Origin of the sequence: Corynebacterium sp. HS2168-gen11 (assembly GCF_024834075.1) — a bacterium.
In the GTDB taxonomy this organism is placed as follows: Bacteria; Actinomycetota; Actinomycetes; order Mycobacteriales; family Mycobacteriaceae; genus Corynebacterium.
The window spans coordinates 138,688-162,856 of record NZ_JANUXR010000006.1 but is presented as its reverse complement, the minus strand read 5'-3'; the positions used below and the strand labels follow the sequence as shown (position 1 = coordinate 162,856).

Here is a 24,169-nt window from a genome sequence, read left to right as displayed (position 1 = left end):
AATCGGCATCCGGCGCAGGTGCATAGTGGTGCGGCTGTTGCTGCGAGGATGTTGTCGTAGGGTGTATGCTGTGTAGTGCGTGTGGTGTAAGTAGCCGGGTAGAGATGGTTTTATCCGGCTACTTGCCCTGCCCAAAACCCATTAAGAGAATTCAGATTCTTCAATGCGTGTCTTTGGCTTCGGTGCTTTGCGCGTCGTACCAATCGACGCGGACATTACGCAGACAATCGCAATCGCACCAAGCACGCCAATTGGCTGACTTAAGAGTATCCAGCCCATAATTGCCGCAACCACAGGTTCAAGCGCCATGAGAATACCAAATGTATTCGAGGGAAGTATTCGTAATGCAATGAATTCCAGGGAATATGGGACCAATGATGACATTACGGATGTCCCAATCGCTAAAAGTAGAAGATCCGCATTAAGGAAAAGTGTCGGTAATTCAGGTGCTGCGAATGGCAGCAACGGTAGTGCACCAATGATCATGGCAACACCTAATCCACCGACGCCAGGAACATGTACGCCGACTTTACTTGATGCCAAGATATACAAAGCCCAGAAAACGGCGGCTACAAGTACACAGCTCACGCCGATGAGATCAAATGAAGCTGCTGAATAAATTGACTCAAAACCAAAGAGCAAAATTCCAATAAACGCTAATAGTACCCACAAGAAATCTTTGGCATTCCGCGAAAGAATCGCTGCAAGCGTCAATGGCCCAATGAACTCAATTGTGACTGCTGTAGCGAGATTCAGTCGTGACAGCCCGGCATAGAAAAATGCATTCATCATGCCGATCGATATGCCTAGGTAAAGCACGTAGCGCCATTGAACCTTAGTCCATTGGAAAATTTTAGGTCGGCTGATTGCCACGATTACAAGTGCTGCAATGAAAAGACGCACAAAGGTTGTCGCCCAGGTTCCAACGATTGGAAACAGCTGCGTCGCAAAGGCGGAACCAAACTGTAGAGATACGACTGCTGCCAGGACCAAACACACACCAAGGAATGGAGATTCGCTAATGCGGGTGAACTGGGGGCGTCGTGGTGCAAGTGCATGCAAACGTGGGCGCGGGAAAGTCATGAAACACATCATCTACGATGTTGATATGTAAGTCGAGCAATGATTTATAAAATGTTTATGTAAGTATTGCTAACACTTTGTAGGTGGGAGGTTGTTGCATGCCGTTGCAGCATTCGGGATCGCGACTGAACCTTAATAGGTTGCGGATGCTCGTCGAGCTTCGTGATCACGGCACTATTAGCGAAGTTGCCGATATTTTCTTAATGACGCATTCGGCTGTTTCGCAGCAATTGACCCGCCTTGAAAAAGACGTCGGTTATTCGCTCCTGGAGAAAAATGGTCGCAGTTTGCGATTAACGGATAAAGGCAAAATTCTCGCCGATTATGCCGATCGGATGCTCACGTTGGCGGATGAGGCGATGTCCGTGCTTGCGAGTCAGCAAGCTGTGGAGGGGCATTTGCGGATCGCGGCGTTTCAGTCGGCTTTGGTGGGGCTGGCGCCGTTGGTGTCTGCCCGATTAAGGGAATTGCATCCCGAATTGACGCTCGAGTTTTTGCAATATGATGTGGCCGAAGGCATGCTCGCGCTGAAAAAGGAACGCGTCGACATCGTCATCGGTGAAGAGTTGCCGTTGGCAGCGAATGTTGATTTCAACGGCGTGCATCGTTTGGATCTATACGAAGAGCCACTGGTTTTGGTCACACCAACCGATGGAACATATGCGCTTGATCCTGCAGTTGCTCGCACGTTCCAAGATTATGCGCAGGTGCCGTTTTTGCTAAACCCAGCTGACACTGTCGCGGGCCAATGGGAACGGGTATTTTGCATGACGCAAGGATTAAATCCCTTAATAGTGGTGGAGACGCCGGACCCATTACTCCAACTCGAGCTCGTCCGTGCCGGTATGGGGGTTGCAATCTTGCCTTCTTTGGTGTTGACACATGCCCAAAATGAGGTGTCGGTGCGGGCTTTGCCGACGCATCCCACGCGCACCTTGTTCACGGCTGTGCGCACGGGCCGTCAGTTGCATCCGTCGATTCAGGCATTTCGGTTGGCACTGAGCCAAGTTGCGGATACGTAGCCGATTTTCTTAATAGGGTGTGATTTCCTTAATAGGGAAAATGTGCCGGACAGGGTAAACTACTCTCCTGTGACTGATCAAACTCCTGCTAAACATAATCCGGTACTGGTTGTTGACTTCGGTGCACAGTACGCGCAGTTGATTGCGCGTCGTGTTCGCGAGGCGAAAATTTATTCTGAGGTGATTCCTCATACCGCTACCGTTGAAGAAATTATGGCGAAGAATCCGGCTGCTATCGTGCTGTCGGGTGGCCCAAGCTCTGTCTATGCTGATGGCGCTCCGTCGTTGGACGCTCAGATGTTGGAGTTGGGCGTACCAGTGTTCGGTATTTGTTATGGTTTCCAGGCTATGACGCATGCTCTTGGTGGCACCGTTGCAAATACTGGTAATCGTGAGTACGGCCGCACTGAGGTGACTGTTGAAGGCGGCGTGCTGCATGCCGATTTGGAGTCTCGCCACAATGTCTGGATGAGCCATGGCGATGCGGTGCATGAGGCTCCTGCTGGTTTCACGGTGACTGCCCGTTCAGAGGGTGCTCCTGTAGCAGCGTTTGAGAATCTTGAGAAGCGCATGGCTGGTGTGCAGTATCACCCTGAGGTGCTGCATTCTCCGCATGGCCAGGAAGTCCTGGTGCGTTTCTTAACGAAGGTCGCTGGTCTGGAACAGAATTGGACCCCTGCGAATATCGCTGAGGAGCTTATCGACGCTGTCCGTGCCCAGGTTGGCGAAACCGGCCGCGCGATTTGCGGACTCTCTGGTGGTGTCGATTCTGCGGTAGCTGCCGCTTTGGTGCAGCGTGCCATTGGCGATCGCTTGACCTGCGTATTTGTTGATCATGGTTTGTTGCGTGCTGGTGAGCGCGAGCAGGTGCAGCAAGATTTCGTCGCTGCCACTGGCGCGAAACTTGTCACCGTCGATGAGCGCGAAGCATTCTTGTCGAAGCTTAAGGGCGTGACCGATCCTGAGGCGAAGCGTAAAGCAATTGGTGCGGAGTTTATTCGTTCCTTCGAGCGTGCGGTATCTGACGTATTAAGGGATTCGCCTGAGGGCTCGACGGTTGATTTCTTAGTGCAGGGCACGTTGTATCCGGATGTAGTTGAGTCCGGCGGCGGTGCTGGCACGGCGAATATTAAGAGTCACCACAATGTGGGTGGCTTGCCAGAAGACCTCGAGTTTACGCTGGTTGAGCCTTTGCGTTTGCTGTTCAAAGACGAGGTACGCGCGGTTGGTCGCGAGCTTGGTCTGCCTGAAGAGATTGTCAATCGTCAGCCATTCCCAGGCCCTGGTTTGGGTATCCGCATTATTGGCGAGGTCACCGAGGAGCGTCTGGAAACCTTACGTGCAGCTGATTTGATTGCGCGCACCGAGCTGACGAACGCTGGTTTGGATGCCGAAATCTGGCAGTGCCCAGTCGTATTGCTTGCCGACGTCCGTTCGGTTGGTGTCCAAGGCGATGGACGTACCTACGGCCATCCAATTGTGCTGCGACCTGTTTCATCAGAAGACGCGATGACTGCCGACTGGACCCGCTTGCCATATGAGGTACTGGAGAAAATCTCCACTCGTATTACCAATGAAGTCCCTGATGTAAACCGCGTGGTTTTGGACTGCACGTCCAAGCCACCTGGAACCATCGAATGGGAATAAAGCCAGTTGTAGGACGCTAACTGACAGCTCGTCGAGAAGCGCTCGTAAAGCTGCGAATATGTGCAAGACACGTGAGATGTGCGTTGTGTTGCGAGGGTTTCGCAGGGGCGTTTGGGCGTGGCTGTCTCCGCCCCCTATTAAGGAAAAAGCCTTCCATCATTGTGGAAGGCTTTTGGCGTTTTGCATAGTGCTATGCGTCGTTCACCGCTGTTTTGGCTGCGCCGTCCATAGATCGCACTGTCGCGATTTGCGTTATTACTGTTGGTCTGGGACTACGCTAAACGCAGCGCGTACAGTTGTAGGCTCCAAACGAAAACGCTGGATGCGGATTTTCAAGCTTCGATGACAGGCAGTGCCTCGCGGCGGTAGACAATATGTTGCGAACATGATTGTGCGCTCGTTATCGTGTGAACAGATATTTGATTCTTTGATGCAAAGGCGCACGTGATGATTGATACTTATTGGGGAAATTATTTTGGTACTTGGACTCCAGATAGTGCCACATTAATTGAGTATTTGGCCACGAAAACTCCAAAAATTGAGTTGCATGAGATTTTTCATGAACTCGGCTTGGAGGCACTGACTGGCAATTACACCGACGCTGAACTGGACGCCACGATTGCAGGTGTGCGGTATCACTTTACTGATGCGTTCCATGTGATTTTGGATTTGAGCATTTTGCTGGCGCAGTCGAACACGACTGGATTGGACCTGGCAAGCGTCGGCAAGCAGAGTGCGGAGATTGTCATTGTGCCGAGTTCGAAGGAATCGACGCAGATCACACAGGCACTGAAGTATTTTACTTTGATGCCGGAGGCATATCGTTTCAGCGAGTCGTTGAGTGAGGAAGACGTACAGGTGCTGGAGGATTTAGTCGAGGAAGTTCGTTTGAAACTCGATTAAGACAATCCGCGCCGTGCGTGTGATACCTGGCGCGGATTGCATGCTTGACGACGCGTTGTCGTGCAGCTATTTCACCTCGATTTCTCCGAATGTATTTTCCACATAAATCGTGAGCACTGGTTTATCTTGGTTGATGATCAGGCTATCAGGGTAACAATTATCCTCGCCGGAAAAAGTATCGCAGTTCAGAACGTAATTCGAGTGTTTCGGTAGGGTAATTTCAACATTGCCAAACGAGTTGCCGATTTCCACGGTTGTATCGGTAGGAATCTGTGGCAATTGGCTGAAATCAATGGTGAGATTACCGAAAGAATTGGAATATTCTGATTTGAGCTGCTCGACTTTCGAAACGACATAGTCTTGATTGCTAAATTTGGTATGATGAGCAGCGAAAATAAATGAATTTGCTGTGGCGATCACTAGCGTAACAATGATCAGAATTGAGATCAGCACCCAACGAATCCAGCGTTTTCGAGGCTTTGCTGTTGGTTGAGGTTCTGGTTTTGGTGGTTCTGGCAAGTTCCACAATTCTGGGACCGTTCCAAGAGGATCCCATTTGGGAGCTTTCGATATTTGAAAATTATCCTCAAAACCTTTCGCAGCGGTATATATAGTCGTATCAACGGTTGCATGCTGCGAATTCGTTTGCCTATTTCGTGACGTGTTTCGAGGGTAAGTCGCAGTTGACTGTTGCGATGCTGATGAGAGTGCTGCGGCAGAAAATCCAAGTGGTGGTTGTGGTGTTCGGGCGTGTAAAAACCACCAAATTCCTGCGATACATGCCAGTGCAAGAATCCCGGATATCGTTGCATACTTGAAACCGAGTGAACTGCTACCGAAGAGAATAAGTACAATAATCAAGATAATCGCAGTCGTACGATCCTGGGTATATCGAGGATCCTTTGGGCCAAGAATTACCTCAAACGGTGATTTTTCCACAGTATAGCGAGGCAAGACCAACCAGAGCACCAAGTATAAGCCCAGCGCTCGATTGAAATTGGCAAGCGCAAAAGCCGCAAACATGATGCGCACAATAAATGGATCAATTTGGTATCGAACACTAATACCTTCACAAATACCGCCGATATATCCGCCACCTTGGTCATCAGGAATACGAACTGGTCGAGTTTCCCACATTTTCCGCCAAAGACTTTTGTCCGTCGCGATGAAAATGATTTCCTCAGCTTTTTCTCGCCACTGAAAGTTTTGTGAATCACTATCATTATGTGGCGAATACGGACGCTGAGAGTCAAACGAGTTGTTCATAGCTATAAGTGTGCCTGTCGTGATGGATATTTACTATAGGGGTTTGCCCTGAACTTTTGAGGATCACAAAAATCAGGGACATTCCCTATGCCCGTCGAGGAGTACCTGCATGCAAACAGCCAGTGCGAACTGAGCTCACTCCCGCTCAAACATAGCGGTTGTGAGAATACAGCGATGGCAAGCAGCGTTCTTAGCCACTTGACATTGAGCCATAAAAACCAGGGCAGCATTGTGTGATATTTCTGCGGAGTCGTCATGAAGATGTCGTTGTAATACGGTTTTTATTTCTAGCTTGATATGGATGCATCACATGAGCGTGATGATAAGAACGCAAACTTACGTAAGCTAGCGCAAGAACAAGTTATGCGGCGGTGCCATACTGCAAAACACTTTCATGGATGTGGGTATACGTAACGTAAATTGTATTAGAACGAGCATTCTAATAGGTGAGTGGTAGGGCTTGGTCTTGTAAATAATGATCATGGCGTAGAGCGTAGCAAATGCTATTTCCATTTGCACGCGGTTTTTAAAGAATATCGCTGAAGTGGGCAAATATCTTGCTATTGACAAGTGTTGCGAAAAGTATTTGAATAATGACATGAATCAAACAAGTGTTCGAGACTTGAAAATGTGGGATGCTGATCAATTAGCTGAAATGCCACAACATGAACGGATCGCTGCGTTACGACGCAAAATGTTTTCACTTACATCGAAAACATCTGCACATCCTCAACGCAGACAATCTGAAGAAGGTGGCATCGCAGATGAAGATGAACATCTTCGTCTTGCAGTACCGCACTATTTTGAAGCGCTCTTGCCGGGGAAGCGTCTTTTACGGACCAAGATTGTGGAATTGCCTGTATGTGGGGCGCTGGTGGTTGACATTATTTCGCATATGACCCGTCACGGTGCATATGTCGCCGTAATCGGCTGGCCAGAACTTAGTTATGCCGAAGTGGTGGAAAATCAAGGAGATCTGGCCAAAATTTTAGTGATCCCCGATCCTGGCTCGCAGCGGTTGAAGATTATTGGAGCATTAGCAGAAGGCGTTGATGTCATTGTGTATAAAGGGGTGGAATATGAACTTGCACCATCTAAGATGCGTGTGGTTAATGGACAGCTTCGACATGGGAAAGCTGCACTACTGTTAGTTGGTACGCATGCGTCTGTGGCTATTGCCAAAATTGAAGCTGAGATAGTGGATTTTGTAGGTATTGGTCAGGGGGTAGGTCGCATCCAAGAAATAGAAATTGCACTGCAGTCAAGAGTGCGGGGCATCTTGCGCACCAGCATGCATCGGTTTGGTGTATCACGAACAAACGCTGAAGTGTAAATCATGCGTGTCATGGCTTTATGGTTTCCTGATTGGCCAGTGCAAGCAGCGGTGATAGCGGGACAAGTATCTGCACAAGACCCGATAGTCATTCTCGAACGAAACGTAGTGTGGGTGTGTAATGCTGTTGCCCGGGCGAGAGGGATTCGTCGAGGAATGTCAGTACGCCATGTTCATGCGTTGGCTGATGAAGTTACCACGTTGATGCATAATCAAGAACGAGACGAACGAATATTTGCAGACATTATTTCCTATGTTGCCGACATTGCTGCAAATGTTGAGATCATGCGTGCTGGACTTGCAATTGTTGAAGCTGAAGTGGCGGCCAATTTTCACGGAGGCGAAGAACGCGTTGCCGAACTGATTATGAATGCGGTTGCCAAACAAGGAAGTGAATGCTGTGCAGGCCTTGCGGACGAAGTATTCACTGCAGTATTAGCTGCTCGTAGCTTACAAGTGGTGCCACCTGGCGGTTCGAAAGATTTTTTAGTGCGACAACCTCTTGCATTGCTTGCCACTGAACCAGTCTTAGGATGCGATCCAGCAATTGTACAACTGTGGCACGAAGTTGGATTGACAACGCTTGGAGATTTCGTAGCATTGGGATCGAAGGCAATTGCAACCAGATTCGGTGCAGAAGGTATGCATTGCTATCGAATCGCAACGGCATATCAACCTCGCGGCATTGCTGCAGTCGCGCACGATACCGTACTAAAAGTGCAATATATACCGGAAGAGCCAATTACACGTGTAGATAGTGCAACGTTTGCCGCACGTGCGCTGGCTGTCAAACTCCAGAAAAAACTACGCACACAAAACCTGGTGTGTATGCGCATCAAACTAGAAGTGATGATAGGCGATGAAATTTTAGAACGAACGTGGCGAACATATGCAGCATTAGACGAACGTGCGATTGCGGATCGAGTACGTTGGCAGTTAGAGAGTTGGTTGACGACTGTACGAAGAAAAGATGCACAATGTGAAGGAATAACGCAGATCTGCATTTTGCCATTGGAATGTCAGTATCCACAGGCTGATGTACTGTTTGGGCAATGTTATCAGCAGCATGAAGTTTTACGTGCTGTAGCCCGTGTGCAATCGCTATTAGGTATGGAAGAAGTGGTTCAGCCTTATAGCGTTTTAGGTAGAGGGGTAGCAGATCGAATTACGTTTGTACCATTTGGTGAATCCTATACGACCAGTGATATGCAGCGAAGTGTTGGCGCGCTTGTAGCGCCACTACCAGCACAAATCACATATCCTGCTGTGCAATGTCAATTCTTAACAAAATCGGGAACATCGGTGTCTATTACAAGTACCGGCGTCTTAGATCAACAGCCGTATAAATTATGCTGCGGTACACAGGAATATACTGTCACGCGTTGGGCTGGTCCGTGGTTTGTTTTAGGAAAATGGTGGAGTGGTGAACATCCGTGTGCCCGATTGCAAGTTGTTGGTGAAGATGCCGACGGTCGCCCACACGCGTGGGTATTAGTATGGGCGGAAAACCGTTGGAGTGTAGAAGCTCGTTATAGTTGATTGATACTTGTTGTCATTAGCGTCGAATATCAATCACAACACGTGTTGGATTGTTAAGTACCTGCACGGAATATGGTGCAGCTTTACCTTTCAAGCCAATAATAAATTGGGAGCGGCCTTCAAAAGTTCCCAGTGATTGTACCTGTGTCACAATATCACCGGAAGTTTTAATTGGAGCTAACGTTGGATCTTCCAGACCAATTTCAAACGGTAAAACAGTACCATCGATATTGACATCGAGTGCAGTATCTCCGATATATTCAACGAGATTTCCCGAACCTTGCTGAGCAGGTTTGTCCGTATAGTCAATGAACCATCCAGGAGTACCAGTTCCTTGTAATTCAATAACAACACGGTCAAAACCTGCGTGACTACCAGCGCGCATGGCAGTTGGGACGAGTTGTGCAGGAGTTGAAGGACGTTGCGTTTTTAAGGCAACGGAATCTTTACCCAATGCTTCGACACCGGCATCGGTGGCAGTTGCAGCCTGAGATGTTGGAGTCGTAAGTGTATTCACTGCATTGCTAATGCTCGCAGCTTTGATATTTTCAGGAGCAGAACAAGAACTCAAGGCAATAGCTATGCCTACGGTGAAGACGAGTGCCCCAATGCGCCGGATGGAAAGAATTGCCTGTGATGTATTCATAAACTCAACAGTAACTTGTGTAACAAGAATCTGGGAGTTTATGAGAGCTTTTGGTGATAATCGTTGTGAAATTGCAATCTTTTATAGGTTTGCTACTGAGTGAATCTGAAAATAGTAGACATGGTAGTTAGGGTTTCTTATAAATGATGGATTAAAATACAAAGCTGACTTATGATGGGCAGTTATGGGAACCTATGATCATTGTTCGAATGCGCGGTTTGTCGCATCAGAAACTTTGACCACTGCAGCTGTGGCACCTGTTATGCATACACCTGTTGAGAGCGAACATTCCTCCCAAGAAAGTTTGGGCTATGATCCTTTCGCGCCTGAAGCATGTGGGTTTCGGCCGTTAAATCCATTATGTTCGGATACACAGCAGGAACTTCTTCCTGGAAGCTCTCGGGTTGGAACACGTTATATCTTGCTGGAATATACAGGTTCATGGAGCCATGACATTTTTGATGGAGAGACGTTTACTCCAGAAGAAACGATGCGTTTGCAAACGCTGCCTCATATGTACTTGCTGCGAAAACCTGGGCGGGAAGGACATGCAGAAAAATTAGAATGGAATGCCTATATTGTATTCTGCGACGAGGCAATTGTTGAGCATGCAATGATTCAGAGCCGTGATGAGCTGTTTGCATTGGATTTTTCTGCGCCAGGGAAAAACCAAGATCGTGGCTTTTCCATACTTGATGAGCCAGTCCTCTTGATCTGTACGCATGCAAAACGCGATCGGTGTTGCGCGATTAAGGGACGTCCAATTGCAAAAACTCTGGTACATGCTAATCCAAAGGCACATATTTGGGAATGTAGTCATACAAAAGGACATAGATTTGCGCCAAGTATGGTGTTATTTCCGTGGGGATATTATTACGGTCGCCTTAATGCACATGCATCACAAGATGTGTATTCGCATGCAAGTAATGATCAGCTCTTTTTGCCTGGTAACCGCGGGCGTGGCATCTGGGACGCAAAAGGGCAAGTAGCAGAAATTGCTGTACGCGAATATTTATATGAGTTAGGTGAACAACCATCGATTAATAGTGTGCGAGTCGTTGATTCAACAGTCGTACTTGCTGATGGTAGACAATTCGAGGTGACGCTGGAATATCAAGAAGTTTCTGGTGTTATTCCTTCCTGTGGTGCAGATGCGAAACAGAAACAATCATGGGTTGCAACCGCAATAAAACCTGTGTCAATGGAATAAGCATACGACTTGAATATTCGTGCTACCTGCATGCAAAGATATGAACGTATGCTGACACGATTGAGAACTTGCACTGCTCACGCAAAACGCAAACAGCTCACACAAACACTGATCAAAAACAAACACTGTACAAAACAAACGCCCTTCTGCGACAAATAAGATGTCTCAGAAGAGCGTAAGTGTGTGACGAAACTGGTGGTGCTAGCGTCGCATAACTTTACGGGCAAGATAGTTGCCGACCAGTTGTGCCAGCTGCACGAAAATAATGATGACGAATACCGCGAAGTACATGACCTTGAAGTCGTATGCGCGGTAACCGTACACAATAGCGAAGTCGCCGATACCGCCGCCGCCAATGTAGCCAGCCATTGCAGACATATCCACGATTGCGATGAATACGAAGGTATAACCCATGATCAGTGGGCCAAGTGCTTCTGGGATGATCACGCTGGTAATGATCTTCCATGGGCTTGCACCCATTGCGCGAGCAGCTTCGATAACGCCTGGATCAATGCTGACTAAGTTTTGCTCGACGATACGTGAAACACCAAAGGTTGCAGCAATCGACATACCAAACACTGCAGCGTCGCGACCGATCTGGCTACCGATAACTAATACCGTTAATGGGCCGAATGCAGACAGCAAAATGATAAATGGAATTGGGCGAATAAAGTTCACGAGCACGTTGAGAAACGTGAAGATACCTTTACTTCTTAAGATGCCGCCTTCGCGGGTGGTGTAGAGCAAAATGCCGAGGCACAAGCCGAAAAAACCGCCGACCAGCATGGTAACTGAGACCATGATGAGCGTGTCATAAAGGGATTCGTAGAAGGTGCCACTGATACGAGACCAATCCGTGGCAGCAAGAATGTGCGTGGTCATGAAAGGATCTCCTTAATTTCAGTGGTGTGCTGCAGTGTGGTGTAGAACTTCTCGACTGCTGCATCAGGTCCAGTTAAACGAACCGTAACCTTGCCGAATGAGTGACGTTGCAGTGTCGTGACGCCACCGTGCACGATGCCAATTGTGGCACCTTCGGCAGTTGCTTGGGCAGCTGCACCGAAAAAGCCGGAGTGTTCAGTCAAGTTAATGGTAAAGAGTCGACCATCGTGGAAAAGGAGATCTTCTTCCTCAATGGCATCTGGAGTGTTACGCAGGCTTGTTGCAACGAAGCGCTGCGCAACTGGGGTTTGTGGAGCAGAAAAGACGTCGTAGGTGGAACCATATTCAACAACTTTGCCGGCTTCCATCACTGCAACTTTGTCGGCAATTGCGCGAACAACATCCATTTCGTGAGTAATCACAACAATGGTAATGCCCAGTTCCTTATTAACCTTGCGCAGCAGATTCAGCACCTCGTGAGTGGTTTCTGGATCAAGCGCGGAAGTGGCTTCGTCGGCAAGCAAAAGTGCTGGGTTGGTAGCCAATGCGCGAGCAATACCGACGCGCTGCTTTTGGCCACCAGAAAGTTGCTCTGGGTAATTATTGCCACGATCGGCAAGGCCAACGAACTCTAATAATTCAGCAACGCGCTTGCGACGTTCTTCTTTTTCTATTCCAGCCAGTTTGAGCGGATATTCCACATTGCCAGCGGCGGTGCGCGAGGACATGAGGTTAAACTGCTGGAAGATCATTCCAATATTCCGACGCAGTGAGCGAAGTTCTTTTTCGCTCTTGCCAACAATATCAACACCATCAAGTTTTAATGCGCCAGACGTTGGCGTATCAAGACCGTTAATCATGCGGACTAAGGTAGATTTACCAGCGCCGGAGTATCCGATAATGCCGATAACTTCACCTGGCTCAACAGTGAGTGTAACACCATCAAGTGCAGTGACTTCTGGCGCTCCAGCTTTCTTGGAAGGGAAAACCTTGCCAAGATTTTCAAATTCGATTCGTGTTCCAGTCACAATAAGGTACGTCTTTTCTTTTGCAGATGAGTAAACAGCGCAAATGCCTCTGCAATCAATGATGAGTGCTTACGATCAAATTGAGTGCGAGTGCCCCCGCAATCAGATATGAGTGCGAGGGCCTAGCGTATGAGACATGATGTGCGAGAAACTTCTTAGGAGTGTTCGAGCAAATTAGGAGTTGCGCTTTTGATCTTCCAGGCGCTTGAGGATCTCAATGAGCTCCTCCTGGGTGCGCTGAACTGGTACGGAAGTACCCTTGGTGTCTTCTGCTACTGCAGCCAAAACCTTAGGATCGTGCCACAGCTCAGCAAGCTTCTTTACGTTAGCGTCGTCCTTGTGCTCTGCGCGAACAACGAAAGCGTTGATATAAGGCTCAGCCTCTGGGGCAGCAGGATCGTCCTTGAATACTGCATCTTGTGGGTTGATACCAGCGCGCTCAAGGAAGTTGTTGTTGATGATTGCTGGCTTACCTTCACCGTGAGCAGCAGTGGTCTGAGCTGCATCAACAGTCAAGATGGAAACCTTGGACTTTGCTTCATCGATATCAGCTTCGGTTGGGGTAACCAAGCCCTGTGCCTCTGGCTTCAAGGTGATCAGCTTTGCCTGTACCAAAACGTTGATTGCGCGACCTAAGTTTGAAGGATCATTTGGTACTGCAATGGTTTCACCTTCGATACCGTCAAGAGAGCTATGGCCCTTCCAGAACAATGCCAAAGGAACAACCTCGGTTGCACCAACTGGAACCAGATCATCGTTATTACCGACGTTGTACTCAGCCAAGAACTTCAGGTGCTGGAACAAGTTCACATCTAACTTGTCCTGGGAAAGTGCCAAGTTAGGAGTGGAATAATCAGCAAAGCTTACAATGTCGAGCTTGATGCCATTTTCCTCTGCAAGCTTCGACAGCTCCACCCAAGATTTGCGAGTAGCGTCCGTGGTGCCAATGCGAAGCGTAACAGTGCCGTCAGCAGCTGCCTCGTTGGAATCGGAGCTAGAGCAAGCCGCCAAGCCGGTAGTAGCAAAGAGTGCGGCAGCGGTAAGAGCAATAGTGCGCTTGAACGTGAAGGACATGATGTAAATCTCTTTTCTTGGTTTTTTGAAAGGTTTTCATTGTTCACTAGACCCCTTGGTATGAAATGTTCCATGTGGGCTTTCATCTGCAACATTTAGATCTTCTACAAGGTCACTAAAAGCTGCTGTTGATGGATCTCATCAAGTTGATGTTGTGAACCTATGGAGGAAGCGTAGCGGGTTGTGTTTTGTTTGTACAGCTTGGTCTATTTTATGTTTCAATTTTTATAGTACACATGTTCGATTCAGTCATATATACTAACGCTATGCAAGATAAAGGGGGATTGTCTGGCAGGGATTTCTGTTCTTGCCAGTATAACAATATATTACCGGACAAGTCGGACGGTCTAGACCGTGCTATTTCCTGCAATTTGGGGCCGTCTCAAGATTCTCTCGATGGCACGTATATTCGATTTTATTCATCGCCACTTGGAGGGGAGCTTCACGGATGTTCGTATTATCATTTTTTGCATGGTGCATCCTCGCCGGAGCAGATGGTAATTGCGGCAAAACAATCTGGCCTAGAATATCTATGTTTGCAGGATAGAGATGGTTTTTATGGTGCAACCGAGTTTGCTGAAGCTGCGCGAGAACATGATATTTCACCTGTATGGGGTGCGGAACTTTCGTTAGACTATGCGGTCTTATCTTGTATTTGTAAAAATCCACATGGTTATCAGCGATTATCTGCACTAATTTCGCATGCGCATATGACAGGAACTGCAGATACCGTGGTGTATCCATCGTTAAAGGAAATCGCGCAATGGCTCGATGATAGTTGTTATATCCTCGTGCATCACCAATGGATCCCACGCTTAGCTGAGCTTATCGACGCTTTCGGCAGGCACAACATCGTCTTAGAATACGTAGTCTCGTTTCTTCCAGATGATGCTGATCAATATCGAAACCTTGACGCTGCACGTGCAAAATTCGGCACAGATATACAGTTCATCATTACTGCACAACCTGAAGCAGCAACCGTAGCTGACGGGCCAATCGCACAACTCAAACAATCTTTAGCCAGACGAGAAACAGTATCAGAATCGTATACACAGCTGCATCCTGCTGGCGCGCGTTGGGTCAGGACTGTGTCAGAAATGGCCGCGGTCCTGCCAAAACATCTCCATCAAGGGTTTCAGACTGCACAACAGTTGGCGCAAGCATGTAGTTTCCCACTGAAATTAGTGTCTGCCAATCTTCCAAAATGGCAAACACCTCCAGGACATGATGAAAATAGTTGGCTTGCGAAATGTGTCTGGCAGCGATTCCCAAAACGGTATCGTAGTCGTGACGCTGCGACGGCGGCACAAGCGCGTGCCCAAATCACACATGAACTAGCAGTGATTCAAGAGCTCGGATTCGCCGGCTATTTTCTAATTGTCATGGACCTTGTGGATTACGCCAAGCGAAATAATATTTTGTGCCAAGGTCGCGGTTCAGCAGCAAATTCCACCGTGTGCTTCACCTTAGGAATTACAAATGTTGAACCAATTACAGCAGGGTTGTTGTTCGAACGCTTCTTATCTGTCGATCGTGAAGGACCACCGGATATTGATATTGACTTTGAGTCAGGCAGGAGGGAAGAAGTAATCCAGTATGTTTTTGCCACCTATGGCAGAAACAATGCTGCGCAAGTTGCAAATGTCATTACCTACCAGCGTAAAGGTGCAGTTCGCGATATTGGCCGCGTATTGGGGTTCCCACAAGGAATAATCGATCAGTGGTCACGTGGGGTACAAGCGCCGCCTTCGTATGTTGAAGACTTGGCGCAACGCTTGTTAGAGCACCCAAGGCATTTAGGTATTCATGCAGGTGGCATGGTGATCTGTGATCGACCGCTTGCTGATGTTGTGCCTATTCAATGGGCGCGCAAACAACGTCGCAGTATCGTGCAATGGGATAAAGAAGGTTGCGCGACTGCTGGACTTGTTAAATTTGACCTGCTTGGATTAGGAATGCTGGAAGCATTGCACGTCATGGTTGATCTTGTCGCGAAGCATTATGGCGTCACGATTCAGTTATGGGACCTCGACATGCGAGATCCAGGCGTGTATCGAATGCTAAGCGCTGGAGATTCGGTAGGAGTCTTCCAAGTAGAATCCCGTGCACAAATGTCGATGCTGCCGCGCCTGCGCCCACAATGTTTTTTCGATCTCGTCGTAGAAGTGGCACTCGTGCGACCAGGTCCTATTCAAGGCGAAAGTGTGCATCCATATTTACGCCGCCGCAACGGTGAAGAACCAATCACCTATGAACACCCTGTTCTTGAAAAAGCCTTAGGAAAAACACTTGGTATTCCTTTATTCCAAGAACAACTCATGCAAATTGCAGTGGATGCAGCAGGATTAACTGCAGGCGAAGCCGATCAACTCCGTCGAGCCATGGGCGCAAAACGTTCCGAAGAAAGAATGCAACGGCTCAAACAGAGGTTTTATCAGGGCCTACAAACCACCAACGGTATTCAAGGTGCTGCTGCAGACTCGTTATGGCAAAAGATTTTGGCCTTTGCCACGTATGGGTTTCCAGAATCCCACGCGCAATCATTTGCTGCGATTGTGTATTTTTCCGCGTGGATGAAATATCATTATCCGCTTGCGTTTTATGTCGGATTATTACGATGCCAACCAATGGGCTTTTATTCACCGCAGTCGCTGCTTGCCGACGCAAGACGCCATGGAATTAGCATCTTGCCGGTTGATATTGCAGCTTCTCAGGTTGCCACCACAATTGAAGGTGATGCTATTCGATTAGGATTTCACCATATTCAAGGGCTTGCACATCCTGAGAAACTCGAGGTCGATACACCTTTTAGAGATATGGCTGATGTTGCGCGTCGTACTGGGTTTGGCGTGCATCAGCTTGAAATCTTAGCCAAAGCCGGAGTATTTCGATCTTGGGGTCTCAACCACCGGCAAGCCTTGTGGCAAGCAGGCATTGCAGCAACCGAACAACCCGATATGCTTCCAGGGCTTTCGATGGTACAAAGCCCACCATTGCCGGGGCTTTCCTTACAAGAACTCATTGCGGCTGAACTGCACAGCACAGGAGTCACGCATGATCGTCATCCTATGAGTATTTGGCGAGAATCATTCACAACGCGACAGGTTGTTCCGGCAGATCAATTACGTATTCAAGAAGACGGGAAGCGGATCTGTGTAGCAGGCATTGTGACCCATCGTCAACGACCAAGCAGTGCTCATAATGTGGTGTTTTTGAGTTTGGAGGATGAAACTGGATTGATTAATATCGTCGTCAAGGCTCCGGTTTGGCAAAAGTATAAGGGCTGTGCCAATACCGCACCGGCGTTGATTGTGCGGGGAATTATTCAAAATCGCACAGGAGCAGCTGCTGTGATTGCAGATCGTATAGAAATACTGGAAAATGTTGCTGCGATTGCAACACATGCAAGGAATTATCGATAACATGCGTTAATTTCTTTTTCAGTTTCCCAGGATTGGAACAATGATGGATACACCGATACAACCTGTTTCACCGCATCTGACTCAAGTGCGTTATTTTGCACGATTACCGTGGATTATTGTGCCCACACTTGCGAGTGTGATTTGGTCAGTATTCTTCAACGGCAGTTGGTGGGGTTGGAGTGGAGCAGGTATTGGTCTCGCGATTTTGATCTGGCAATTGTGGCTGATTCCTCAACAAGTCAAAAACCTCGGATGGGCCGAAACTGAAGAAGATTTGCTGATTCAAAAAGGAAAGTTGTGGAAAACGTTCACCATTGTGCCGTATGGTCGCGTGCAATACGTGGACGTGCGACAAGGTCCATTTGAACGCAAGTATGGGTTAAAAACGCTCACACTGAATACAGCATCGCCAACTTCTGATTCCCATGTCTCTGGCTTGCCGGCAGAAATTGCAGATGCATTGCGTGATCGGGTTGCCCTGCGAGCCAAAGAAAAGATGATCGACCTGTGACTGAACAATATCATCGAGTACATCCGCTCACGCCAGCGCTGCAAACGTGGAGTGTTATTTTTGCGTTGGTCTTGTTCGCCACGACTACCTTTAGCGATACCACGTTCGGCCTCATACGCCAGCTCGCCTCGCATGATATACGAGAAGTAGGAGAGGCAGCAGGTATTTTCCTGATTGTGTTTGGCATTGCAATTGCAGCGTCCTCACTATGGTGGCGAGCAATTAGCTACACCGTTACTGAAGACACAGTCATTTACCGCTGGGGATTATTATCGAAAAAAGTTCGCAGCGCGCCGCTTGATCGAACGCAGGCAATTGATGTGGTGCAACCATTCCATGCTCGAATTTTTGGGCTGGCGGCAGTACGGGTTGAAACCGCCGGAGGTTTGCAGTCGCGTGTGGAAATTGCATATTTGCGGCGTCGAGAAGCAGAGCAGCTCAAAGAGCAACTGCTCGGTAAAGAAGAAGTCGGCGTTGTACTGGTACCACCAATTCCGGTGTACCGTTCATTAATTTCATCTTTGCTGAGCAAAAGTGCAGTAGCCACCGTGATACTGACATTTTCAGCACAGTTAACCGACATCTCCTTAGCAGCTTTGATTCCAATGTTTGTTGGTACGGTGCCAAATATTTGGCGCACAATTGATAACGCATATCAATTCACTGCACGTCAAATTGGGAATACCATTGTCGTGTCGTATGGCTTGGCCAATTTGCAGCGCAAAGTGCTTAATATCGGACGTTCGCATGCAATTGTGGTCTGGCAACCAGTATTATGGCGTCCGTTTGGATGGTGGAAAGTACAAGTTTCCGTCGCAGGCTACGGTGAGCGTTTCGACGGCATGACTGTTTTGCCAGTCGGTAGCAAGGAAACTGCTATGCAACTGGTGAAAATCATCATGGGTGAAAGCCGTGATCCTCTTGAAATTCCTGATCAACCAGATTATCGCAGTCCAAAACGTGCACGGTGGGTTTCACCGATCGACTGGAAACGACAAGCATTCTTGCTTGATGACACCTACGCAGTGGAATATCGTGGTCGCATTGGCCGTACGTGGGCAATGACGTTCCGGCGTCACATTCAAGAAATTGATATTCGAACTGGTCCGCTGCAACGCCTGCTCAAAATTGCGACAGTGAAACTTCACTTCGTACGTGGGCCAGTATCAATGGCAGGGCGTGACTTGAAGCTCGAAGACGCACATGAGTTGTTTACTCGGCTGCAAGAAAAAATTGATTATGGGGCATCGCTAGCTGCTCGACATGCCGCGCCTAAGCAGGCTCTGCAGATGGGGCATGAAGACCCTAGTGATGGTGCAACTGAGATGGCTGTGCAGAAGGATATTCGTCAAGAATCTAGAACAGTTGGTGAAAATTGCGCTGTTGGTTCAGCAGAGACTGCCCCTGTGGAGATAGCAGAGATCCCATCAACGAGCTCGACCGACTCGGTGGAAACTTAACGTTAATGGGTAGCATTCTGATCAAACCGTGAGCTTGCTTCGCGTTCTCTAAAAGTTATAGTTGGCAATAGTCGAGAAACGTGATGCAACACTAGGATGCTGGGAAATCTATATAAGATGCGTTCGATGGAAAGCGATGTGCATGTCATCGCTGTAAATAAGGTGTTGTACATCTGGCAGTGCGTACCGTATATATCCTTGATCCTTGGGTGTGTCCGTTTTTTTGAGAATGGCAGCTTGAGGTGTGCCGCGACTTCGTCAGCTCTGCCGTAAGTCACATCACCGTACCGTCAGCAACTTACCGCTAGCAACCCGCTGCCAGACTCGCGAGACCACCGTACCTGCCGCGCCACCAGTGGCACCACTGAACGCCACCACCACGCCGCCGCACTACACAACCGCTCACGCTATGCCTATGCAGAGCTAGAGCTACGCCCTTACCTAGCGTTTCGCAGCAGATTCCTGAATAGGGGACTAGCTTTGCTCCAGCTCAGCAGCACCTACATAGCCCAGTTGTCGCCATGCTTCATAGGTGGCAACTGCAGCCGCATTGGAAAGATTCATAGACCGACGTCCTGGCAGCATTGGAATCCGCACAAGTTGCGTCACTCGTGGGTGGAGCAGTGTGGCTGGTTCTAAACCGGTTGGTTCGGTGCCAAATAACAACACATCGCCTGGCTGATATTCAATATCCGAGTGATGCACAGTTCCTTGTGAAGTAAATGCGAAGACGCGGCTATCTGGCACGGCTGTAAAGAATGCCTCTAAGTTTTCATATACCGTCACATCAGCGAGGTCGTGATAATCCAAGCCTGCACGACGGAGGTTCTTTTCTTGCATATCAAAACCCAATGGGCCAGCTAAGTGAAGGTGCGCACCTGTGCCCGCGCACATACGAATCGCGTTTCCAGTATTCGGGGGGATGCAGGGCTGGTCAAAAACAACATGTAGAAGTGGCATGTATCTAATAGTAGTCATTACTATGGGAAAGTATGCCTGAGGAGATACTGTTACCCGCGATTGTTGCAATTATCGGAGGTCTTGGTGCGTCTGCACTTCGACTTCCACCACTGGTTGGATTTCTCGCCGCTGGTTTCGGATTAAGTACAGTCGGTGTTGAGCATGTCCCTGGATTATCTGAAGTTGCAGAAGTCGGTGTAGCAGTTTTGCTGTTTACCATTGGCTTACACTTGGACGTTCGCATGCTGACCAAAGTGCGCATTGTGGGTACTGCCGTTGGGCATGCCGTCGCAAATGTCCTTGTGTATGCAGGAATTTTTGCAATTCTTTCGTTCTTACCATTTGCGGTGTTCGCGCATACCGGCTGGACAGCCTTATTGCTTGTGGGCTTGGCGTCTTCCTTCTCTTCAACTGTTTTTGTTATCGCACTGTTGGAAGAAACTGGTCGTGCACGTTCTCGTGTAGGCCAAATCGCGGTTGGTGTGCTGGTGCTGCAAGATATTTTTGCAGTGATGTTCTTAGTCGCCGCAAGTGGCCACACGCCAAAACCATGGGCAGTAGCATTGGTGGCTTTGCCGCTGGTCCGTCCGTTTATGAAGAAACTGCCGGACCGTATTTATCGAGTCGAATTGCTTGTGCTTTCAGGTGTCACGATCGCTATTGGCGCCTACGCATTATTCGAACTTGCAGGTCTCTCTGGCACATTCGGTGCTTTGGTCATGGGCTTGGTGCTTTCTGGGCATCCAGTTGCCGGTCGCCTCTACGAAGCACTGACCAGTGTTCGCGAATTGCTCCTGGTCGGCTTCTTTATTGAAATTGGTTTGGGTGGTTTACCAAATACGGCAGGTTTTATTCTCGCAGGTGTCTTGCTTTTGCTGTTGCCGCTGAAGGCTGCGATGTTTATCGGCATTTTGTACAAGTTAGGCATGAGTCGTCGTACAGCAATTCTCACCGCAGGCGCATTGGCGAACTATTCTGAGTTTGGTTTGATTGTTGCCGCCCTGGCAGTGCAACGCGGCATGCTGTCTGGTACGTGGGTACAAATTATGGCACTTGCCGTTGCTGGTTCGTTTGTTTTGTCTTCGGTTGCGAAGCTGAAGTCGGGTGATTTCCTTGATCACTTTATTTCAATTCTGCCGAGTCGCGATCTTGCGAAATTGGTTCCTGACGAGCGTCCATTGAGTTTGGCTGGCTACGATGTGATCATCTTAGGTATGGGGCGATTAGGCGTTGGTGCCTATAATCAGCTCACACGTGCGTATCACATGAAAGTTGCTGGCATTGAGCACGACGAAGTTCGTGTGCAGAAAATGCGTGCGCTGGGATATTCGGTCTTCCACGGTGATGCAACGGATCCCGATCTGTGGGCGCGGGTGACTGCCCAGAGTGATGGTCCACGCCTGCTTGTGCTTGCCATGCCAGATCACTTTGCGAACCTTGAGGCATTATCATTATTGCAAAGCCAAGGAATTAATCTCGTTACCGCTGCAATTGCGAAATACGATCAGCGTACGCGTCAGCTGATTGATTTCGGAGTTGATGCCTGCGTCGATCTGTATTCTGGTGCTGGTACTGAGCTTGCCGACGTTGCCTACCGGGCGTTGCATTCCGATCCGAAAGATCTTCCGCTGACTGAGTAGCATGATCACTGGGAATTTCAGTGTGCACGAATGAACGCTACATGGAATAATGTCAGGCATGACTGCAACTAAACTTGATGGCAACCTCTATCGTGATGAAATCTTTGAAGACCTCATCGAGCGCACCAAAGCGCTGAAGGAAAAGGGGATTGTTCCTGGCCTGGCAACCGTACTCGTTGGTGATGATCCAGCCTCACATTCTTATGTGAAGATGAAGCATCGCGACTGTGAGCTCGTTGGCGTGCGTTCAATTCGACGCGACTTGCCAGCAGATGTTAGTCAAGAAGAGCTCCATCGCGTCATTGATGAGCTCAACGCTGATCCAGCTTGTACTGGATATATCGTGCAGTTGCCACTGCCGAAGCATTTGGATGAAAATGCAGTTCTCGAGCGAATTGACCCAGCGAAAGATGCTGATGGTTTGCATCCTGTGAATCTCGGCAAACTGGTCTTAAACGAGCCAGCTCCACTCCCATGCACGCCAAATGGTGCGATCTCATTGCTCAAACGCTTTGGCGTGGAAACCAATGGTAAAAAGGTTGTGGTTATCGGCCGTGGCGTGACGGTTGGTCGTCCGATTGGTTTGATGCTGACGCGTCGCAGCGAAAATGCGACAGTTACCTTGTGCCATACCGGTACTGTTGATTTAGCTCAGGAAACTCTACAAGCCGATATTATTGTCGCTGCCGCAGGTGTTGGCCATATGCTTACTCCAGATATGGTCAAACCTGGTGCCGCTGTCTTGGACGTGGGAGTATCTCGTGTCGATGGCAAACTGCTTGGCGACGTCCACCCGGATGTTTGGGATGTGGCGGGCTATGTTTCTCCGAATCCAGGTGGTGTTGGTCCACTCACACGTGCATTCTTAGTTCGTAACGTTGTGGAACGCGCAGAAGCACTGGCAAAATAACGATTAATCGTGCCGCAACTACCGAAGCATCCACGCGTGAGATGGTCACCGTTGGATAATCCGCATGATGTGAATCTCGCACCTTCACGAATCCCCACCGCGCTTCAGAAGGCGGCTGTGGGGGCATTCGTGTTGCTTGTGATTGCCTCAGGTCTATTTGCGTATTTTGAGCATTGGCGCCGGGCTACTTTTAGCCTTGGCGTGGCACTAGTGTGGCTCGCTGGGGTGCGCTTGACCTGCGATTCTCGCATTCTTGGTGTCTTGGCTGTGCGAAGTCGTGTTTTTGATAGCGCGTATTGTCTTGGCATGGGCGCATTGATGTTGTTTTTATCGGCTTCGGTAGACTCACTCGGCAGCTAGCAGCTCGTCGCAAAGTAAAACGCGACGAGCGATGTTTACCGACGCGGGGCTGGGGTAATGCTCAGGCCGTCGTCGTCGGTTTCTTCGGCGGCAAGTAGGAAGAAGTGTCGAATGATGCGTCCAACTTGGCGAGTTTCGGATAAAAATGCGTCGTGGCCGATTGGGGACGAAATTTTTGCCATCGCCAGCAATGACCCAATATTGCGTGAAAGGTGTTCTTGCTGGTGGTAAGGGTACAAAATATCGGTATCTACCCCTGCGATCATGGTTGGTACTTGGCAACTTGCCAGCGCCTTATTTAATCCACCACGATCGCGCCCAATGTCGTGTCGGTTGAGCGCTTCTGTGAGAATCACGTAACTACCAGCATCGAAACGTGTGGTGAGTTTGCGCCCTTGATGTTCTAAATAACTTTGCACTGCAAACCGCTGGTCCATGCGTCGATAAGCTGCCAACGGATTCTCCCCAGGCTGCGCGTCGGTGCCGAAACGCTCATCAATTTCTAGCTCGCCACGGTAGGTTAAATGGGCGATACGTCGCGCGGCGGCTAGCCCCGCATTGGGGTGATCGCCTTGGTAATAATCACCACCCTGCCAATTAAGATCTGCAGTAATTGCATCAATTTGCGCCGTTTGGATTCCGATTTGCCATGCACTCGCACGCGCCGAAACTGCAAACACGAGGGCGGCTCCAAGCATTTCCGGGTACAGCAATGTCCACTCTAAAGTCCGTGCACCACCCATGGATCCTCCGATAATGGCACGGATCTGATGGATTCCAAGCTGATCACAAAACTGCTTTTCGACGCGCACCAAATCTCGGACGGACAACGCTGGAAACCGCGATCCCCAGGCTGCTCCATCGGGAGCGATGCTCGATGGTCCCGTCGAACCTTGGCAGCCACCAAGCGCATTGGTGCACACGATGCAGTACTGATCAGTATCAAGTGGTTTACCTGGCCCGAGTAACTCACCCCACCAAGAAGCGACATTGGAATCGCCTGTGAGTGCGTGTTCAACCAAGACAAGGTTATCGCCACGATAAGTACCCCATGCTTGATAAGCAAGGGTGACTTCAGGGATGGTGACACCAGCTTCGGTGGTAAAGCTGCCAATCTGAGCCAGTGTGCGTGCACCAGTGGTGTTGAGAGCAGTCATGAAGCAACCTTATAGGTAAGGAAAAGGGAGGATAACTCATCATAACTGTACAGCTTGGTCTAGTTTATGTTTTGAGGGGAAACAAAAGCGTATTCCTCTGCCGAGATGCTGGAAAA

At 48.9% G+C, this 24,169-nt stretch carries 20 protein-coding genes; 12 read left to right on the top strand and 8 right to left on the bottom strand.

Annotation, left to right across the window (positions count from 1 at the left end):
* Positions 1-141: 141 nt before the first annotated feature.
* Positions 142-1,083, bottom strand: coding sequence for a DMT family transporter (locus NXS99_RS06070; RefSeq protein ID WP_259287762.1), 942 nt, complete (start codon positions 1,081-1,083; stop codon positions 142-144).
* A 98-nt stretch (positions 1,084-1,181) separates the two neighbouring features.
* On the opposite strand from NXS99_RS06070, the gene NXS99_RS06065 reads away from it, so the two are divergent.
* The 3 genes from NXS99_RS06065 (at position 1,182) to NXS99_RS06055 (ending at position 4,655) form a co-directional block, all read left to right on the top strand.
* On the top strand, positions 1,182-2,105 hold the full coding sequence (locus tag NXS99_RS06065; RefSeq protein ID WP_259287761.1) for a LysR family transcriptional regulator: 924 nt from the start codon (positions 1,182-1,184) through the stop codon (positions 2,103-2,105).
* 69 nt (positions 2,106-2,174) lie between these two features.
* The gene (gene guaA / locus NXS99_RS06060) at positions 2,175-3,752 is read left to right on the top strand and encodes a glutamine-hydrolyzing GMP synthase (protein WP_259287760.1); all 1,578 of its coding nucleotides are present in this window, start codon (positions 2,175-2,177) and stop codon (positions 3,750-3,752) included.
* Positions 3,753-4,199: 447 nt separating this feature from the next.
* Positions 4,200-4,655: an imm68 putative immunity domain-containing protein gene (locus NXS99_RS06055; RefSeq protein WP_259287759.1), complete on the top strand. Its 456-nt coding sequence runs from the start codon at positions 4,200-4,202 to the stop codon at positions 4,653-4,655.
* Positions 4,656-4,721: 66 nt separating this feature from the next.
* Here the strand turns inward: NXS99_RS06055 and NXS99_RS06050 are convergent, their stop codons facing one another.
* The gene (locus NXS99_RS06050) at positions 4,722-5,921 is read right to left on the bottom strand and encodes a PspC domain-containing protein (protein ID WP_259287758.1); all 1,200 of its coding nucleotides are present in this window, start codon (positions 5,919-5,921) and stop codon (positions 4,722-4,724) included.
* 598 nt (positions 5,922-6,519) lie between these two features.
* Between NXS99_RS06050 and NXS99_RS06045 the strand changes: the two genes are divergently transcribed.
* Both NXS99_RS06045 and NXS99_RS06040 read left to right on the top strand, forming a co-directional pair.
* Positions 6,520-7,254 carry a hypothetical protein gene (locus NXS99_RS06045; protein ID WP_259287757.1) on the top strand — a complete coding sequence of 245 codons (735 nt, stop codon included), beginning with the start codon at positions 6,520-6,522 and terminating at the stop codon, positions 7,252-7,254.
* A 12-nt stretch (positions 7,255-7,266) separates the two neighbouring features.
* Positions 7,267-8,793 (top strand): DNA polymerase Y family protein, encoded by a 1,527-nt coding sequence (locus tag NXS99_RS06040; protein WP_259287756.1) that lies wholly within the window; start codon positions 7,267-7,269, stop codon positions 8,791-8,793.
* Between the two features lie 16 nt (positions 8,794-8,809).
* Here NXS99_RS06040 and NXS99_RS06035 read toward each other — a convergent pair whose 3' ends face one another.
* Positions 8,810-9,439, bottom strand: coding sequence for a hypothetical protein (locus tag NXS99_RS06035; protein ID WP_259287755.1), 630 nt, complete (start codon positions 9,437-9,439; stop codon positions 8,810-8,812).
* A 184-nt stretch (positions 9,440-9,623) separates the two neighbouring features.
* Between NXS99_RS06035 and NXS99_RS06030 the strand changes: the two genes are divergently transcribed.
* Positions 9,624-10,649, top strand: coding sequence for a sucrase ferredoxin (locus NXS99_RS06030; RefSeq protein ID WP_259287754.1), 1,026 nt, complete (start codon positions 9,624-9,626; stop codon positions 10,647-10,649).
* A 201-nt stretch (positions 10,650-10,850) separates the two neighbouring features.
* Here NXS99_RS06030 and NXS99_RS06025 read toward each other — a convergent pair whose 3' ends face one another.
* The 3 genes from NXS99_RS06025 to NXS99_RS06015 form a co-directional block, all read right to left on the bottom strand.
* Complete coding sequence (locus tag NXS99_RS06025; protein WP_259287753.1) at positions 10,851-11,531, bottom strand: methionine ABC transporter permease; 681 nt, start codon at positions 11,529-11,531, stop codon at positions 10,851-10,853.
* Positions 11,528-12,559, bottom strand: coding sequence for a methionine ABC transporter ATP-binding protein (locus NXS99_RS06020; protein ID WP_259287752.1), 1,032 nt, complete (start codon positions 12,557-12,559; stop codon positions 11,528-11,530). Before NXS99_RS06020 ends, NXS99_RS06025 begins: the two co-directional genes overlap by 4 nt.
* Positions 12,560-12,733: 174 nt before the next feature.
* Positions 12,734-13,633: a MetQ/NlpA family ABC transporter substrate-binding protein gene (locus NXS99_RS06015; RefSeq protein WP_259287751.1), complete on the bottom strand. Its 900-nt coding sequence runs from the start codon at positions 13,631-13,633 to the stop codon at positions 12,734-12,736.
* A 371-nt stretch (positions 13,634-14,004) separates the two neighbouring features.
* On the opposite strand from NXS99_RS06015, the gene NXS99_RS06010 reads away from it, so the two are divergent.
* Genes NXS99_RS06010 through NXS99_RS06000 form a run of 3 tightly spaced genes read left to right on the top strand, consistent with a single transcriptional unit; the run spans position 14,005 to position 19,026 of the window.
* Complete coding sequence (locus tag NXS99_RS06010) at positions 14,005-17,055, top strand: error-prone DNA polymerase (RefSeq protein ID WP_396124828.1); 3,051 nt, start codon at positions 14,005-14,007, stop codon at positions 17,053-17,055.
* Between the two features lie 43 nt (positions 17,056-17,098).
* The gene (locus NXS99_RS06005) at positions 17,099-17,566 is read left to right on the top strand and encodes a PH domain-containing protein (RefSeq protein WP_259287771.1); all 468 of its coding nucleotides are present in this window, start codon (positions 17,099-17,101) and stop codon (positions 17,564-17,566) included.
* Positions 17,563-19,026 (top strand): PH domain-containing protein, encoded by a 1,464-nt coding sequence (locus tag NXS99_RS06000; protein WP_259287750.1) that lies wholly within the window; start codon positions 17,563-17,565, stop codon positions 19,024-19,026. Before NXS99_RS06005 ends, NXS99_RS06000 begins: the two co-directional genes overlap by 4 nt.
* 474 nt (positions 19,027-19,500) lie before the next feature.
* On the opposite strand, the gene NXS99_RS05995 is transcribed toward NXS99_RS06000, so the two are convergent.
* Complete coding sequence (locus NXS99_RS05995; protein ID WP_259287749.1) at positions 19,501-19,986, bottom strand: tRNA (cytidine(34)-2'-O)-methyltransferase; 486 nt, start codon at positions 19,984-19,986, stop codon at positions 19,501-19,503.
* Positions 19,987-20,018: 32 nt separating this feature from the next.
* Between NXS99_RS05995 and NXS99_RS05990 the strand changes: the two genes are divergently transcribed.
* Genes NXS99_RS05990 through NXS99_RS05980 form a run of 3 tightly spaced genes read left to right on the top strand, consistent with a single transcriptional unit; the run spans position 20,019 to position 22,896 of the window.
* The gene (locus NXS99_RS05990) at positions 20,019-21,626 is read left to right on the top strand and encodes a cation:proton antiporter family protein (protein WP_259287748.1); all 1,608 of its coding nucleotides are present in this window, start codon (positions 20,019-20,021) and stop codon (positions 21,624-21,626) included.
* A gap of 58 nt (positions 21,627-21,684) precedes the next feature.
* Positions 21,685-22,536, top strand: coding sequence for a bifunctional methylenetetrahydrofolate dehydrogenase/methenyltetrahydrofolate cyclohydrolase (locus NXS99_RS05985; RefSeq protein ID WP_259287747.1), 852 nt, complete (start codon positions 21,685-21,687; stop codon positions 22,534-22,536).
* A 36-nt stretch (positions 22,537-22,572) separates the two neighbouring features.
* The gene (locus tag NXS99_RS05980; RefSeq protein WP_259287746.1) at positions 22,573-22,896 is read left to right on the top strand and encodes a DUF3017 domain-containing protein; all 324 of its coding nucleotides are present in this window, start codon (positions 22,573-22,575) and stop codon (positions 22,894-22,896) included.
* Positions 22,897-22,931: 35 nt separating this feature from the next.
* Here the strand turns inward: NXS99_RS05980 and NXS99_RS05975 are convergent, their stop codons facing one another.
* Positions 22,932-24,053 carry a homoserine O-acetyltransferase gene (locus tag NXS99_RS05975; protein ID WP_259287745.1) on the bottom strand — a complete coding sequence of 374 codons (1,122 nt, stop codon included), beginning with the start codon at positions 24,051-24,053 and terminating at the stop codon, positions 22,932-22,934.
* Between the last annotated feature and the right edge of the window lie 116 nt (positions 24,054-24,169).

Bases quoted from the DNA above. Each gene is read 5' to 3' on its own strand.
- NXS99_RS06070 (WP_259287762.1), bottom strand. From the start codon at position 1,083: ATGACTTTCCCGCGCCCACGTTTGCATGCACTTGCACCACGACGCCCC.
- NXS99_RS06065 (WP_259287761.1), top strand. From the start codon at position 1,182: ATGCCGTTGCAGCATTCGGGATCGCGACTGAACCTTAATAGGTTGCGG.
- NXS99_RS06055 (WP_259287759.1), top strand. From the start codon at position 4,200: ATGATTGATACTTATTGGGGAAATTATTTTGGTACTTGGACTCCAGAT.
- NXS99_RS06050 (WP_259287758.1), bottom strand. From the start codon at position 5,921: ATGAACAACTCGTTTGACTCTCAGCGTCCGTATTCGCCACATAATGAT.
- NXS99_RS06045 (WP_259287757.1), top strand. From the start codon at position 6,520: ATGAATCAAACAAGTGTTCGAGACTTGAAAATGTGGGATGCTGATCAA.
- NXS99_RS06040 (WP_259287756.1), top strand. From the start codon at position 7,267: ATGGCTTTATGGTTTCCTGATTGGCCAGTGCAAGCAGCGGTGATAGCG.
- NXS99_RS06035 (WP_259287755.1), bottom strand. From the start codon at position 9,439: ATGAATACATCACAGGCAATTCTTTCCATCCGGCGCATTGGGGCACTC.
- NXS99_RS06030 (WP_259287754.1), top strand. From the start codon at position 9,624: ATGGGAACCTATGATCATTGTTCGAATGCGCGGTTTGTCGCATCAGAA.
- NXS99_RS06025 (WP_259287753.1), bottom strand. From the start codon at position 11,531: ATGACCACGCACATTCTTGCTGCCACGGATTGGTCTCGTATCAGTGGC.
- NXS99_RS06015 (WP_259287751.1), bottom strand. From the start codon at position 13,633: ATGTCCTTCACGTTCAAGCGCACTATTGCTCTTACCGCTGCCGCACTC.
- NXS99_RS06005 (WP_259287771.1), top strand. From the start codon at position 17,099: ATGGATACACCGATACAACCTGTTTCACCGCATCTGACTCAAGTGCGT.
- NXS99_RS05995 (WP_259287749.1), bottom strand. From the start codon at position 19,986: ATGCCACTTCTACATGTTGTTTTTGACCAGCCCTGCATCCCCCCGAAT.
- NXS99_RS05990 (WP_259287748.1), top strand. From the start codon at position 20,019: ATGCCTGAGGAGATACTGTTACCCGCGATTGTTGCAATTATCGGAGGT.
- NXS99_RS05985 (WP_259287747.1), top strand. From the start codon at position 21,685: ATGACTGCAACTAAACTTGATGGCAACCTCTATCGTGATGAAATCTTT.
- NXS99_RS05975 (WP_259287745.1), bottom strand. From the start codon at position 24,053: ATGACTGCTCTCAACACCACTGGTGCACGCACACTGGCTCAGATTGGC.